This is a genomic window from Coprococcus phoceensis, assembly GCF_900104635.1.
GTDB lineage: Bacteria > Bacillota > Clostridia > Lachnospirales > Lachnospiraceae > Faecalimonas > Faecalimonas phoceensis.
Map to the genome: position 1 here is coordinate 530339 of NZ_FNWC01000006.1, position 15672 is coordinate 546010.

At 42.2% G+C, this 15672-nt stretch carries 15 protein-coding genes; all 15 read left to right on the forward strand.

Features of this window, described 5'->3' with window-relative positions; all coding sequences use genetic code 11:
* Window positions 1-3 precede the first annotated feature (3 nt).
* The 15 genes from fabK (at window position 4) to BQ5364_RS03515 (ending at window position 15311) form a co-directional block, all read left to right on the forward strand.
* The gene (gene fabK, locus BQ5364_RS03445) at window positions 4-942 is read left to right on the forward strand and encodes an enoyl-[acyl-carrier-protein] reductase FabK (protein ID WP_022250010.1); all 939 of its coding nucleotides are present in this window, start codon (window positions 4-6) and stop codon (window positions 940-942) included.
* A complete protein-coding gene (fabD, locus tag BQ5364_RS03450; protein ID WP_004612146.1) occupies window positions 935-1867 on the forward strand; it encodes an ACP S-malonyltransferase in 933 nt (310 codons plus the stop codon). The genes fabK and fabD overlap by 8 nt, the downstream gene beginning before the upstream one ends.
* On the forward strand, window positions 1849-2589 hold the full coding sequence (fabG, locus tag BQ5364_RS03455; RefSeq protein ID WP_004612147.1) for a 3-oxoacyl-[acyl-carrier-protein] reductase: 741 nt from the start codon (window positions 1849-1851) through the stop codon (window positions 2587-2589). The genes fabD and fabG overlap by 19 nt, the downstream gene beginning before the upstream one ends.
* Window positions 2590-2607: 18 nt before the next feature.
* Window positions 2608-3846, forward strand: coding sequence for a beta-ketoacyl-ACP synthase II (gene fabF / locus BQ5364_RS03460; RefSeq protein WP_004612148.1), 1239 nt, complete (start codon window positions 2608-2610; stop codon window positions 3844-3846).
* A gap of 10 nt (window positions 3847-3856) precedes the next feature.
* Window positions 3857-4276 carry an acetyl-CoA carboxylase biotin carboxyl carrier protein gene (gene accB, locus BQ5364_RS03465; protein ID WP_044986854.1) on the forward strand — a complete coding sequence of 140 codons (420 nt, stop codon included), beginning with the start codon at window positions 3857-3859 and terminating at the stop codon, window positions 4274-4276.
* Window positions 4277-4298: 22 nt separating this feature from the next.
* Window positions 4299-4727 carry a 3-hydroxyacyl-ACP dehydratase FabZ gene (fabZ, locus tag BQ5364_RS03470; protein ID WP_004612150.1) on the forward strand — a complete coding sequence of 143 codons (429 nt, stop codon included), beginning with the start codon at window positions 4299-4301 and terminating at the stop codon, window positions 4725-4727.
* 8 nt (window positions 4728-4735) lie between these two features.
* A complete protein-coding gene (locus BQ5364_RS03475) occupies window positions 4736-6076 on the forward strand; it encodes an acetyl-CoA carboxylase biotin carboxylase subunit (protein ID WP_071143640.1) in 1341 nt (446 codons plus the stop codon).
* A 31-nt stretch (window positions 6077-6107) separates the two neighbouring features.
* The gene (locus BQ5364_RS03480) at window positions 6108-7796 is read left to right on the forward strand and encodes an acetyl-CoA carboxylase carboxyltransferase subunit alpha (RefSeq protein WP_083382654.1); all 1689 of its coding nucleotides are present in this window, start codon (window positions 6108-6110) and stop codon (window positions 7794-7796) included.
* A gap of 19 nt (window positions 7797-7815) precedes the next feature.
* Window positions 7816-8877, forward strand: coding sequence for an NAD(P)H-dependent flavin oxidoreductase (locus tag BQ5364_RS03485; RefSeq protein WP_004612154.1), 1062 nt, complete (start codon window positions 7816-7818; stop codon window positions 8875-8877).
* A 41-nt stretch (window positions 8878-8918) separates the two neighbouring features.
* Complete coding sequence (locus tag BQ5364_RS03490; RefSeq protein ID WP_004612155.1) at window positions 8919-9365, forward strand: MarR family winged helix-turn-helix transcriptional regulator; 447 nt, start codon at window positions 8919-8921, stop codon at window positions 9363-9365.
* 66 nt (window positions 9366-9431) lie between these two features.
* Window positions 9432-9992: a phosphodiesterase gene (gene yfcE, locus BQ5364_RS03495; protein WP_004612157.1), complete on the forward strand. Its 561-nt coding sequence runs from the start codon at window positions 9432-9434 to the stop codon at window positions 9990-9992.
* 100 nt (window positions 9993-10092) lie between these two features.
* Window positions 10093-10608, forward strand: coding sequence for a MarR family winged helix-turn-helix transcriptional regulator (locus BQ5364_RS03500; RefSeq protein WP_004612158.1), 516 nt, complete (start codon window positions 10093-10095; stop codon window positions 10606-10608).
* A complete protein-coding gene (locus BQ5364_RS03505; RefSeq protein ID WP_022250005.1) occupies window positions 10601-12334 on the forward strand; it encodes an ABC transporter ATP-binding protein in 1734 nt (577 codons plus the stop codon). The genes BQ5364_RS03500 and BQ5364_RS03505 overlap by 8 nt, the downstream gene beginning before the upstream one ends.
* Window positions 12327-14216: an ABC transporter ATP-binding protein gene (locus tag BQ5364_RS03510; RefSeq protein ID WP_004612160.1), complete on the forward strand. Its 1890-nt coding sequence runs from the start codon at window positions 12327-12329 to the stop codon at window positions 14214-14216. Before BQ5364_RS03505 ends, BQ5364_RS03510 begins: the two co-directional genes overlap by 8 nt.
* 45 nt (window positions 14217-14261) lie before the next feature.
* A complete protein-coding gene (locus BQ5364_RS03515; protein WP_071143641.1) occupies window positions 14262-15311 on the forward strand; it encodes an aromatic acid exporter family protein in 1050 nt (349 codons plus the stop codon).
* Window positions 15312-15672: the final 361 nt, after the last annotated feature.

The window sequence follows — 15672 nt, forward strand, 5'->3', positions numbered from 1 at the left end:
ATGATGAAGACAGAGATCACAAAGTTATTAGGAATTGAATATCCAATCATTCAAGGTGGTATGGCCTGGGTTGCAGAATACCATCTTGCTGCCGCCGTATCAGAAGCCGGAGGTCTGGGACTGATTGGAGCAGCAAGTGCGCCGCCAGAATGGGTGCGTGAGCAGATCAGAGAAGTGAAGAAGCTTACAGACAAGCCATTTGGTGTGAATATTATGCTTATGAGTCCGAATGCGGACGAGGTGGCAAAGATTATTGTCGAGGAAGGAGTCCCTGTTGTGACGACGGGGGCTGGGAATCCTGAAAAATATATGCAGATGTGGAAAGCGGCGGGGGTGAAAGTGATTCCGGTTGTCGCATCGGTAGCAATGGCAAAGCGGATGGAGCGCTGCGGGGCAGATGCGATTGTGGCAGAAGGGACAGAAGCCGGAGGTCATATCGGAGAGAATACGACGATGGTTCTGGTGCCTCAGATTGTAGATGCGGTTTCAATTCCGGTCATCGCAGCCGGAGGAATCGCGGATGGAAGAGGAATTGCCGCAGTGTTTCTGCTGGGAGCAAGAGCAGTTCAGATGGGAACACATTTTGTAGTGACAAAAGAGTCTCAGGTGCATGAAAATTATAAAAAATGTATTTTAAAGGCAAAGGATATTGATTCGAGAGTGACAGGCAGAACAACCGGTCATCCGGTGCGTGCACTTCGAAACCAGATGACAAAAGAGTATCTTCGTCTGGAAAAAGAAGGAGCCTCTTTTGAAGAGTTGGAGCTGCTTACGCTTGGAGGTCTGCGAAAGGCAGTAGTAGAAGGCGATGTTGTACACGGGAGTGTGATGGCAGGTCAGATTGCAGGAATGGTCAAAGAAGAGATGACCTGCAGAGAACTGATTGAAAAACTGGTGAGGGAGACAGATTCATTGATGAAAGGAACCGGCTTTTATGAGTAAGACAGCATTTATTTTCCCGGGGCAGGGCGTACAGAAAGCCGGCATGGGAAAAGATTTTTATGAAAATAGTGAAGTGGCAAGATACATTTACGATACCGCAACGGAAGCATTGCAGCTTGATATGAGGAAACTTTGTTTTGAAGAAAATGCGAAGCTTGACAGGACAGAATATACACAGGCAGCGCTTGTAGCTACCTGTCTTGCGATGGCGAGGGTGTTGGAAAGCAAAGGAATCAGACCGGATGTGACCGCGGGATTAAGTCTTGGTGAGTACTGTGCCGTGGCGATGGCAGGAGGAATTAATGACCAAGATGCTATTATGGCGGTAAGGCAGAGAGGAATTTTGATGCAGGAGGCAGTACCGTTGGGAGTCGGGGCAATGGCAGCGATTCTTGGAATGTCAGGAGAAGCGGTAGAGGCTGTCTTAGAGGAGATACCAGATGTATTTGTTGCAAATTACAATTGTCCGGGACAGATTGTGATTACCGGAAAGGCGGAAGCGGTTCGGAAAGCAAATGAGGCGCTGTTGTCCAGTGGCGCTAAAAGAGCGATTTTACTGAATGTAAGCGGACCATTTCATTCGCCGTTTTTGAAAGAAGCAGGAGAAAAATTAGGAAAAGTTTTAGAGGGAATTTCGTTCAAAGAGCTGGAAAGACCATATGTTACAAATGTGACTGCGCAGTATGTCACAGATATTGAGGATACGAAACCTCTTTTGGAGAAGCAGGTATATTCTTCTGTGAGATGGCAGCAAAGTGTGGAACAAATGATTGCGGACGGTGTGGATATGTTTGTGGAAATTGGTCCGGGCAAGACGCTTGCAGGATTTATACGTAAAATCAATAAAGAAGTGAAGGTTTTCCATGTCAGTGAGTGGGAAGATGTGGAAAAGATAGGAGAAAATATATGTTACAGGGGAAAATAGCGGTCATCACAGGGGCATCAAGAGGAATCGGCAAAGCGATTGCGGAAAGATTTGCATCAGAAGGTGCGTTTGTGATCATTAACTATAACGGTTCAAAGGAACATGCACAAGAAGTGAAGCGTGAAATCTTGGAGCATAGAGGAAATGCAGAAATTATGCAGTGCAATGTGGCTGATTTTGCGGCATGCGAGACATTTATCAAACAGATTGTGGATAAATATGGAAGAATTGATGTCCTTGTGAATAATGCGGGCATCACAAAAGATGGTCTGCTGATGAGAATGTCAGAGGAGGCGTTTGATGACGTGATTGCGACGAATCTGAAGGGAGCATTTCACTGTATCCGGTTCGCATCAAGATATATGATGAAACAGCGTCAGGGAAGAATTATCAATATGTCTTCGGTTGTAGGCGTTGCAGGGAATGTGGGACAGGCAAACTATGCAGCGTCCAAAGCCGGGCTGATCGGACTGACGAAGTCTGCTGCAAAAGAGCTTGCATCCAGAAATATTACGGTAAATGCGATTGCTCCGGGATTTATTCAGACTGAGATGACCGAGATTCTTTCAGATGCGGTGAAGGAAGAGACAAAGGCGAAAATTCCTCTTGGAACATTTGGAAGTCCAAAAGATGTGGCAAATGCGGCAGCATTTCTTGCGTCGGAGGAGGCCGGCTATATTACAGGGCAGGTGCTTCATGTAGACGGTGGAATGGTAATTTAAAAGGAGGAGCAGGAGCGCATGAAAAAGAGAGTTGTAATAACAGGAATGGGGGCGATCACCCCAGTCGGAAACAGTGTGACGGAATTTTGGGACAGTATCAGAGCGGGAAGAGTAGGAATCGGACCGATCACAAAATTTGATACTTCAGAGTATAAAGTAAAGATCGCTGCGGAAGTAAAGGATTTTCAGGCAAAGGATCATATGGATTTTAAAGCGGCAAAACGTATGGAGCCATTTTCTCAATACGCGGTAGCTGCGGCAAAAGAAGCGTTTGCAGATGCGGGAATTGACATGGAAAAAGAAGATCCGTTCCGTGTGGGAGTGATGGTTGGATCCGGAATCGGAAGTCTGCAGGTCGTGGAGCGAGAGTATACAAAGATTATGGAAAAGGGTCCTTCGAGAGTCAATCCATTGATGGTTCCGCTGATGATTTCTAACATGGCAGCAGGGAATGTTTCCATACAATTAGGAGCACGAGGAAAGTGTACGAATGTTGTAACCGCATGTGCATCAGGGACAAACTCCATCGGAGATGCGTTTCGTGCCATTCAATATGGCGATGCAGATGTGATGGTTGCAGGAGGAACTGAGAGTGCAATCTGCCCGACAGGAGTGGCAGGGTTCACCGGATTGACTGCGCTTACGGCAGAGGAAAATCCGATGCGGGCGTCAATTCCGTTTGACAAAGACCGAAGCGGATTTGTGATTGGGGAGGGTTCTGGGATCGTTGTACTGGAAGAGTTGGAGCATGCAAAGGCAAGAGGAGCAAATATTTATGCAGAACTTGTCGGCTATGGTGCAACAGGGGATGCTTACCATATTACATCTCCGGCAGAAGATGGAAGCGGTGCGGCAAAAGCGATGCTGCTTGCGATGGAAGAAGCGGGGATAGAGCCAAAAGAAGTTGCCTACATCAATGCACATGGCACGAGCACACATCACAATGATTTGTTCGAGACGTATGCGATTAAAAGTGCATTTGGTGAGGCGGCAAAAGATGTCGTCGTCAATTCTACAAAATCAATGATTGGACATTTGCTTGGAGCAGCAGGCGGGGTGGAATTGATCGTCTGTGTAAAAGCGATACAGGAAGGGTTTATTCATCAGACAATGGGAACAAAAGAACCGGAGGCAGATTGTGATTTGAATTATGCAGTCGGAGCGCCGATTGAGAAAGAGATTCGTTATGCGATGAGTAATTCTTTGGGATTTGGCGGACATAATGCGACGCTGCTTGTCAAGAAATATGAAGGATAGGTGTGAAAATATGGAATTTGAACAGCTTGTGAAATTGATTGATGTGGTGTCAAAGTCCGCATTGAATAGTTTTAAATATGAAGAAAAGGGCGTAAAGCTATCTTTGCAAAAAGAAAGTTCCGCAAAAGCGGTAACTGTTTATCAGGAGGAAGAACTTCCGATACCGGAAGCACCTGTAAGGGCAGAAAAACAAGAGGGGTGTGTGGTAAAGTCTCCGTTAGTTGGAACTTTTTATACGGCTCCTTCGGAAGATGCGGATCCATTTGTACAGGTTGGCGATCAGGTGAAAAGCGGTCAGACACTTGCAATTGTGGAGGCGATGAAACTGATGAATGAGATTGAGAGTGAATACACAGGAGAAATCAAGGAAGTTTTGGTGGAAAATGGGCAGATGGTGGAATATGGACAACCATTGTTCCGCATCGGATAGATTTGAGAAGAGGAGATCACGTATGAGGTATTTGAGTACAAAACAGATTCAGGAAATCATTCCGCACAGACATCCGTTTCTTTTGGTGGATTACATTGAGGATTATGAGCCGGGTGTGTTTGCTACAGGATATAAATGTGTCACATACAGAGAAGATTTTTTTGCCGGACATTTCCCTCAGGAACCGGTTATGCCGGGTGTGCTGACAGTGGAGGCGTTGGCGCAGGTTGGCGCAGTTGCAATTCTTGCAAAAGAAGAGAATCGTGGAAAAATTGCATATTTCGGAGGAATTCAGAAGTGCAAATTTAAAGGAAAGATTGTACCCGGAGATAAAGTGAAGCTGGAGACGAAGATTATTCGGCAAAAAGGACCGGTCGGAGTCGGTGAAGCGGTAGCAAGTGTAGATGGGAAAATAGTAGTCAGCGCAGAATTGACATTTATGATTGGATAGGTGAGAAAATGATAAAAAAGGTGTTAATTGCCAACAGAGGAGAAATTGCAGTGCGCATTATAAGGGCATGCCGTGAGATGGGAATTGAGACCGTTGCCGTTTATTCAGAGGCGGATGCGGAAGCGCTGCATACACAGCTTGCAGATGAGGCGGTCTGTATCGGTCCGGCACCGTCAAAAGACAGTTATCTGAATATGGAACAGATCATCAGTGCGACGATTGTATCAGGTGCAGATGCGATTCATCCCGGATTTGGTTTTTTGTCGGAAAACAGCAAGTTTGTGGAGCTTTGTGAGCAGTGTCATATTACTTTTATCGGACCGAATTCGGATGTCATCCGCAAAATGGGGCACAAGGCTGAGGCGAGAAACACGATGATCCAAGCAGGGGTGCCGGTCATTCCCGGAAGTAAGGAGCCGATATATGATGCGAAGATGGGAGCAAAGATTGCAGAGGAAATAGGTTATCCTGTCATCGTAAAAGCCGCGCTTGGCGGAGGGGGGAAAGGAATGCGTGTCGCCCACAATGCAGCTGAATTTGAGACAAGTTTTCAGACGGCACAAAAAGAAGCTGAGATGGCATTTGCAGATGGCACCATGTACATTGAACATTTTGTACAGCATCCACGCCATATTGAATTTCAGATTCTGGCAGACAGCTATGGAAACGTGATTCATCTTGGGGAGCGAGACTGTTCCATTCAAAGAAATCATCAGAAAATGATAGAGGAATCTCCGTCGGCAGCAATTTCAGATACACTTCGTGAGAAAATGGGGCAGGCAGCAATAAAGGCAGCAAAGGCAGCACATTATGTCAATGCGGGAACGATTGAGTTTTTGCTGGAATCAAATGAGCAGTTTTATTTTATGGAGATGAATACAAGAATTCAGGTGGAGCATCCGGTCACAGAATGTGTGACAGGGATTGATCTGATCAAGGAGCAGATTCGTATCGCGGCAGGGAAAAAACTCTCCTATCGCCAGCAGGATGTAAGGATTGGGGGACATGCGATTGAGTGTAGGATCAATGCGGAGAATCCAAAAGAGCAGTTCCGTCCATCGCCGGGGCTGATCACAGATGTGTATTTTCCGGGCGGAAAAGGAGTTCGGATTGATACAGCTGTCTATAATGGCTATGAAGTGCCGGCGTATTATGATTCCATGCTCGCAAAACTGATTGTGCATGCAAAGACCAGAAAAGAGGCGATTTCCAAGATGAGAAGCGCGCTCGGAGAAGTGATTATCGAGGGGGTCGATACGAATGTGGACTATCAGTATGAAATTATGAATCATCCGGATTATCAGGCGGGAAATGTGGATATTGAATTCATTTCCGAAAAGATGTGTTGATAAAGGATAGAAAAAAAGGCAGGTGATACAGTTGAGACTAAAAAACATGTTTAAAAAGAATACTTATATTTCGCTTACAGAAAACAGCTCCAAAAAGCCGGAAGTGCCGGAAGGATTGTTGAAAAAATGTAATGCCTGCAAATCAGCAATTTTTGCGCAGGACGTAAAGAATGCAGACTATATCTGTCCGAAATGTCACAATTATTTTCGGATCCATGCACGTCATAGAATTGAGATGGTTGCGGATGAAGGAAGTTTTGAAGAATGGAATACCGATCTGGTGACAAGGAATCCTCTGCATTATAAAGGCTATGAAGAGAAAATTAAAATGATGCAGGAAAAGACAGGACTTGATGAAGCTGTCTTGACTGGAAGCGCTTTGGTTCATGGAATCAAAGCAGCAATTGGTGTGTGCGACAGCCGGTTTATTATGGCAAGTATGGGAGAAGTTGTGGGAGAAAAAATTACGCGTATGGTTGAGCGTGCGACAGAGGAAAAACTTCCCGTCATTCTATTTGCCTGCTCAGGCGGAGCGAGAATGCAGGAAGGAATCGTGTCGCTGATGCAGATGGCAAAGACGTCGGCAGCATTGAAGCGGCACAGTGATGCAGGGCTCCTTTATATTTCGGTGTTGACAAATCCCACAACCGGAGGAGTGACAGCAAGTTTTGCAATGCTTGGAGATGTGATTCTGGCAGAACCTGGGGCATTGATCGGGTTTGCGGGTCCAAGAGTCATTGAGCAGACAATCGGACAAAAACTCCCGCAGGGATTTCAGCGTTCTGAATTTTTACTGGAACATGGATTTATTGACCGGATTGTAGCGCGAAAAGAATTGAAGGCTGTACTTTCAAAAATTCTTTCCATGCATCAAAAAAGAGACATCCCGATTGCAGAAAGGCAGCAGGAGGAAAATGAAAGAGAGGCAGAAAGGAAGATGATGTCTGCGTGGGAGCGTGTTCAACTGTCTCGCAGAAAAGATCGACCGACCGGAAGTGACTATATCAAACGTCTGTTTACGGATTTTATAGAGCTTCACGGAGACCGCTGTTATAAAGATGACAAGGCGATTATCGGTGGAATTGCAAAGTTCCAGGGAATTCCGGTTACAGTGATTGCGCAGGAAAAAGGAAGGACAACGAAAGAAAATATTGAGTGTAATTTTGGAATGCCTTTTCCGGAAGGATACCGAAAAGCACTTCGTCTAATGAAACAGGCTGAGAAGTTTGGTCGCCCAATCATCTGTCTGGTAGATACGCCGGGAGCATTTTGCGGTCTGGAGGCAGAAGAGAGAGGTCAGGGAGAAGCAATTGCGAGAAATCTATTTGAAATGTCTGGGTTGAAAGTTCCTGTGCTCTCGATTGTAATTGGAGAAGGTGGAAGTGGTGGAGCGCTTGCCGTGGCAGTGGCAGATGAAGTGTGGATGTTGGAAAACTCCGTATACTCCATCCTTTCACCGGAAGGATTTGCTTCTATTTTATGGAAAGACAGCAAGAAGGCGAAGGAGGCTGCGGAGGTCATGCGCCTTACAGCAGAAGATTTAAAACAGATGGGTGTTGTGGAGCGCGTGATTTTTGAAGAGTCAGATTTGACAGCAGATCGGATGGGAAGGGTCTGTGAAAGGCTTTCTATTTATATGGGACAGTTTTTTGGTGTCTATTCCAATATGACAGAGGGAGAATTGATGGAACATCGATATGCGCGTTTTCGAAAATACTAACGTATAAGAAGGGAAAAGGATGGGTTCGTTTAAACTAGGAGAAAAAGAAATAAAAGTTCCGGTGATACAGGGCGGTATGGGGATTGGAATCAGTCTGGGAAATTTGGCTGGAACGGTAGCAAGAGAAGGTGGGATTGGTCTGATTTCTGCGGCGCAGATTGGTTTTTTGGAGCCGGATTTTGAAGAAAATCCGTTGGAAGCGAATTTGCGGGCAATAGAGAATCAATTACGGAAAGCAAGAAGTATTGCGCAAGATGGAATAGTAGGATTCAATATTATGACTGCGATGAGAGATTATGAGAAATATGTCCGTGCAGCAGTGGAGGCGGGAGCCGATCTTATTGTATCCGGCGCAGGACTTCCGGTAGATCTGCCTGCATATGTAAAAGGAAGTAATACAAAGGTTGCTCCGATTGTATCTACCTGTAAATCAGCAAATGTTATTTTAAAATATTGGGATAGAAAATATGGACGAACGGCAGATATGGTGATCATTGAAGGACCAAAAGCCGGCGGACATCTTGGTTTTTCAGAAGAAGAACTTTCGTATTATACAGATGAAAAATATGCCCATGAGATCGGAAACATTCAAAAGACAGTCGATAGTTATGCGAAAAAGTATGACACAAAGATTCCGATTGCGGTGGCAGGAGGGATTGACACACCGCAAAAAGTGAAACATGTATTGAATTTGGGAGTTCAGGCAGTACAAGTGGGAACAAGGTTTGTCACGACAGAAGAATGTGACGCAGATATCCGGTATAAACAAGCGTATATCAAAGCTTGTAAAGAAGATATTGTAATTGTGAAAAGTCCGGTTGGTATGCCGGGGAGAGCAATCAAAAATACAATGCTTGAGAGTGTGCTGCGAGGTGAGAACATACCTCCAAGAAAATGCTATCATTGTCTTGCAAAATGTGATCCTGGAAAAATCCCATATTGTATCACAAAAGCGCTCATAGAAGCGGCGAAAGGAAATACAGAAGAGGGGTTGCTGTTTTGTGGTGCAAATGCTTATCGAGCAGAGAAAATAGAAACTGTAAAAGAAGTCATTGCGAATTTGATGCAAGAATGTGTATAATAGAAAAGGAAAGATATTCTGGTTGAAGGAGAGAGAATAACGTGAATGCTTATGAGACGATCAATGATATATTGGTTCACTTGTTCAATGAGATCTGGGAACTGGAAGAAAAAGCAATTATTACGGAGGAATATAAAGACATCAGTAATAATGATATGCACATTATAGAAGCAATCGGATTAGGCAAAGGTAACAACATGTCTGCGATTGCAAAAAAGCTCAATATTACAGTTGGCTCTCTGACAACTTCTATGAACAGCCTGGTGAATAAAAAATATGCAGTCCGAATTCGCAGTGAGGAGGACAGGCGTGTTGTCTATATCAGACTGACAAAGAAGGGGGAGAAGGCGTATCGACATCACGAAGATTTCCATACGCAGATGACACAGGCGGTTGTGGATAAACTGACAGAAGAAGAGATCCCGGTATTATTGAAGACACTAAATGGGTTATCAGAGTTTTTCCGGAACTATCATGAACGAGAATAAAGAAAATAAGAAATGAGGCGATGCTAATATAGTATCGCCTAAGTTTGTATAAAAGGAGAAGAGAATATGAAGATTATGATTGCATCAGATATACACGGTTCTGCATTTTATTGTGAGAAAATGATTGAGGCCTATCGGAGAGAGAAAGCAGATAAGCTGCTGCTTCTAGGTGATATATTATATCACGGACCGCGAAATGATTTGCCAAAAGAATACAATCCAAAGAAAGTGATTCAGATGTTGAATGATATCAAAGAAGACATTCTTTGCGTCCGTGGAAACTGTGATACAGAGGTGGATCAGATGGTATTGGAATTTCCGGTTTTGGCAGAGTACTGTATTTTATATGTAAAAGACCGCATGATATTTGCCACACACGGACATACATTTAACGCAGAACATCTTCCGATGCTGAAAGCGGGCGATATTTTGTTAAACGGACATTTTCATGTGCCAGCATATCGAACCGTTGGCAATATTATTTATATGAACCCGGGCTCTGTATCTATCCCAAAAGAGGATTCGGAGCATAGTTATATGATTATGGAAGATGAGACATTTACATGGAAGAATTTAGAGGGAGATTCCTATAAAAAGGTGTCAATCACAACGATGGAGAAAGAGTAAGGGAAAGTATAAAGAGAACAAAAAAGAAAATATGAATATCTTTTCTCTTGACAATAAAATTTTCTTTCATTATACTTGTTAAAGGTTAGGAAACTAACTAATGAAAGGAAGTGAAGATGTGCAGGAAACAGACGGACAAAGACAAAAGGTTCATGCAGGAAAGTTGATTCATATGTTATCACATCGCTTAAAACGTCAGAATATTATACCTTGTGGAGATGACGGACTTACAACGATGCAAAAGCATGTATTGAAATTCATTCTATTGGAGACGTTGCACAGAGAGATTTACCAAAAAGATGTAGAAGAAGAATTTCAGATACGAAAATCAACGGCAACCGGTATTCTTCAGCTGATGGAAAAGAACGGCTTTATTTACAGAGAATCTTCCGAGAAAGATGCCCGACTTAAGACGATTGTACCGACCAAAAAGGCGGAGGCGCTTCGAGCAGAGATTCTGGAAAATATACGCGTTATGGAAAAGCGGCTGACGAAAGGAATTTCAGAAGAAGAATTTTCGATGTGCATGTATGTATTGTGGAAGATGTTTGACAATCTTGCACAGACGGAGACACAACAAGCAGAAAAAAAGGAGGAAAACGAAAACAATGAATAGAACATTACTAAAATCGATTCGAGAATATAAAAAGCAATCTGTACTGGCACCGCTTTTCGTAATCCTGGAAGTGTTTATGGAAGTTTTGATTCCATTGCAGATGGCAAAAATTATCGATGTGGGAATTGCCAAAGGAGATTTAGGATACATTGTAAAAATGGGTGTGATTCTCGTGGTGATGGCAATGCTTGCGCTTTGGTTTGGTGTGCTGGCAGGAAAATTTGCTGCAATAGCAGGAGCGGGATATGCGAAAAATCTGCGACATGATATTTTTTATAAAATACAGGATTTTTCATTTAAAAATATTGATCATTTCTCCACACCGAGTTTGGTGACCCGAATGACAACCGACATTACAAATGTGCAGATGGCATATATGATGAGTATCCGTCTTTTGGCGAGGGCGCCGATTATGGTGATTCTGTCATGGATTATGACACTCACGATCAATGTAGAGATTGCGCTGTTGTTTTTGGTAGTGATTCCGCTTTTAGGAGGCGCGCTCATTTTTATTGCGAAGAAAGCGCATCCGCATTTCATAAAGGTGTTTGACGAATATGATATTTTGAATAATTCTGTGCAGGAAAATGTCAATGCTTCCCGTGTTGTGAAAGCATATGTACGAGAAGATCATGAGATTGAAAAATTTCATGGAATTTCAAAAATTGTGTATAGCCTGTTTACAAAAGCGGAGAAAATTGTAGCATGGAATTCTCCGGTGATGCAATTTACGATGTATATCGTAGTATTGCTGATCGTGTATCTGGGGGGACGCAATATTGTATTCCAGACGATGGAGACCGGCGAACTGACAAGTATTATGGTGTATGCAATACAGATTTTGATGTCACTGATGATGGTGACTTTTGTGTTTGTCTTGATTATGATTGCAGAGGCATCTACAGATCGTATTGAAGAAGTGTTAAAAGAAGTTCCGGAGATGCAGGATAAAGAAGACGCAGTAAAAGAAGTTCCGGACGGTTCCATATCTTTTGAAAATGTAGACTTTAGTTATGCAGGAGAAGGTGGCAACCTGTCTTTGAAAAATATTAACATACACATTAAATCAGGTCAGACAATCGGTATTATCGGTGGAACCGGAAGTGCAAAATCAACATTTGTTCAGATGATTCCAAGACTTTACGATGTGACAGGTGGAAGTGTAAAAGTAGGTGGAATTGATGTCCGAGAATATAATTTGGAGGCGCTGCGAGATCAGGTTTCCATGGTATTACAGAAAAATGTTCTTTTCTCAGGGACAATTTATGAAAATATCCGTTGGGGAAACGAACATGCAACCGACGAAGAGGTACAAAGAGTTTGTAAATTGGCTCAGGCAGACGGTTTCGTACAGGAGTTCCCGAATAAATATAATACGATGATCGTACAAGGCGGTAACAATGTGTCCGGTGGACAAAAACAGCGTCTCTGTATTGCAAGGGCATTGCTGAAAAAACCAAAGATTTTAATTTTGGATGATTCGACAAGTGCGGTTGATACAAAGACCGATGCATTGATTCGAAAAGCATTTAGGGAAGAAATTCCGAATACAACGAAAATTATCATTGCACAGAGGGTTTCTTCTATAGAAGATGCAGATCAGATTATTGTATTAGATGAAGGCCGCATTAGCGGAATCGGAACTTCAAAAGAATTGCTTGAAACAAATGAAATTTACAGAGAAGTATACGAGTCACAAGTAAAAGGAGGTGGAGACGATGAGTAAGAATCAAAAATCCGGAGTGTCTAAAAACACGGCAAAGACAGCAAAACGTCTCCTAAAATATGTAACAGGAATGTATAAAGTGCAGTTTGTTATTGTGTTTGTCTGTATTTTATTAAGTTCTGTGGCATCTATATCAGTATCGTTGTCCTTGAAATTTTTATTGGATGATTTTATCATTCCGTTGATCGGACAAAAGCAGCCAAACTTTGCGGAATTATATCAGGCTATGGCGGTGCTGGGATGTATTTTTCTAGTGGGAGTTGTTTCTACTTTTGTGTATACAAGAATGATGGTAACGATTGGTCAGGGTGTGTTAAAGCAAGTCAGAGATGACATGTTTGAGCATATGCAGACGCTTCCGATTCGCTACTTTGACCAGAATACAAATGGTTCTATTATGAGTCTTTACACAAATGATACAGATACATTGAGACAGATGATCAATCAGTCAATTCCGCAGGCATTGATGTCATTTTTTACAATCATAGTAACATTTATTTCTATGCTTATTTTAAGTCCGTTACTAACTGTACTTGCGGTTGTGATGATTGGTGTGTTGCTGTTAGTGACAAAGAAAATCGGTGGAAACAGTGGAAAATTCTTTGTTCGCCAGCAGATTGCACTTGCTGATGTGACAGGATACGTAGAAGAACGTATGAATGGACAGCGTGTTGTAAAAGTGTTTAATCATGAAAATAAATCAAAAGAAGAATTTGACAAGCTAAATGAGCAGCTGTTCGAAAGCGCGGCAAATGCAAATACGTTTGCAAACATGATGGGACCGGTTATTGGAAATATCGGAAATCTTCAGTTTGTATTGACAGCCGTACTCGGTGGATTTTTATCTGTTCGGGGAGTTGGAGGAATTACGCTTGGAGTGATGGCATCTTACCTGCAGTTTACAAAGAGTTTCACACAGCCGTTTATGCAGGTAGCGCAGCAGTTCAACTCGATTGTAATGGCGCTGGCAGGTGCGGAACGTATTTTCAACTTGATTGATGAAGAACCGGAAATGGATGAAGGATATGTAGAGCTTGTCAATGCAAAGAAAGATGCACAGGGAAATATTGTAGAGTGCAAAGAGAGAACTGGTATGTGGGCATGGAAACATCCGCACGAAGCAGATGGAACAGTTACTTACACAGAGCTAAAAGGAGATGTCCGCTTTGAGGATGTCACATTTGGATATAACAGTGACAAAGTTATTCTTCAGGACATCAGTTTGTTTGCAAAGCCAGGACAGAAACTTGCGTTTGTTGGTTCCACAGGAGCCGGAAAGACGACAATTACGAATTTAATTAATCGTTTCTATGATATTCAGGGCGGAAAGATTCGTTATGATGGAATTAATATTACAAAGATTAAAAAAGATGATCTGAGACGTTCGCTTGGCATTGTACTGCAGGATACACATTTGTTCACAGGAACGATTATGGAAAATATTCGCTATGGAAAGCTGGATGCGACAGATGAAGAGGTGTATGAAGCAGCAAGACTGTCTCATGCGGATCAGTTTATCAGAATGCTCCCAAATGGATACGATACAGTATTAAGTGGTGATGGAGAGGAACTTTCCCAAGGACAACGACAGCTTCTTTCGATTGCGCGAGCAGCAGTTGCGAATCCACCGGTACTGATTTTGGATGAAGCGACATCAAGTATCGATACCCGAACAGAGAGTATCGTGCAAAAAGGTATGGATAATCTTATGAAAGGTCGTACCGTGTTTGTAATTGCACATAGATTATCGACTATCCGCAATAGTGATGCGATTATCGTATTGGAACATGGAAAGATCATTGAGCGTGGAGATCATGAAGATCTGATTCAGATGAAAGGAACCTATTATCAGTTGTATACAGGAAAACTGGAATTATCATAGAGGAGTAGTGAAAGAAAAATAGGAGAAAGGACTTAGGAGAAACATATGAGTGAGCATGTAAAATTAAAAAGGCAAAAGTTGTTGCTTCTGGCATTAAAAACTGCGATCGGAGGAAGTGCAGCAATTTATATTGCGGAAAAGATAGGATTGCAGTTTGCGCCTTCGGCAGGGATTATTGCCATGCTTTCGCTCGTATCGACAAAATGGGGGACATTAAAGCTGTCCCTCCTCAGAGTCCTTACTTTTTTGATGTCAGTTGCACTTTGCTGGGGAATTTTTCACTTGATGTCTGGCAAATGGATTGAATTTGGGATTTTTCTGTTTTTCCTGATACTGATCTGTGATAAATTAGGGTGCAGAAATACGATTTCTGTCAACGCAGTAATCGGAACACATTTTTTGGCTACACAAGACTTTTCGGTTGCATTTATATTTGATGAGTTTTTGCTTGTCGGAATAGGAATTACCATTGCGATTATTCTGAATCTCTTTCACATCAATGGAAGTCATGAACAAGATATCATACAAAGTATGCGTCATGTAGAACGCCAGATGCAGGAAATATTAGAAGAATTGGCAGGATATTTAAAACAACAGGTAATTGGAGAACATGTGTGGAGAGGCATCAGTGCATTGGAAAAAGATTTGGAAGAATTTGTAGAACAGGCGGTTGAGTATCAGAATAATACATTTCATTCACATCCGAGCTATTATATTTACTATTTTGAGATGCGCTTAAAACAATGTGGGGTGCTGCAGAGTCTGCATGCGGAGATGCAGAAAATTCGAAATCTTCCCAGACAAGCAGACATTATATCTGATTATATCAAAGAAGTAAAAAAGCATGTCACTGAGATGAACGATCCGAAATTACAGATGAAACAACTGGAAAGGGTGCTAGAGCAAATGAAAGAGCATGCTCTTCCGAGAAATTTTGAAGAGTTTGAAAATGAGGCAAAACTATATCATATTATGATGGATCTAGAAGAGTTTTTGATGTATAAAAAACGCTTTATTGAGTCAATTGATGCAAAACAGTTTCGGATTTATTGGAAGAGAGAGATTGAAGGTCAATCTTTTAAGGAAAGTAGATAAGAAATGATAGCTATGGGAAGACAAATTGTGCCAATTGTACAAATAAAATAAAAAATATAAAAAGTATTGACAATTAGAAAGAGGCATGATAGAATAACATTCGTCGCTGAGAGATGCGGCGAACACAACAGAGGTTTAAACAGACAGAAATGAATGACAGAAAAAAGAATCTCAAAAAAATAAAAAAGTTGTTGACAAGCGAAAAGAGATGTGGTAATCTAATATAGCTGTCGCAAGACAACAAAAACAAAGAACATTGATAATTAAACAACAGATGACAAGATAACCCTGAAAGATTCTTAAAAGAGAAAAATTCAGAACAGACATGAAAATGTCAACCTAAAACAGTAAAGGGAAAGAT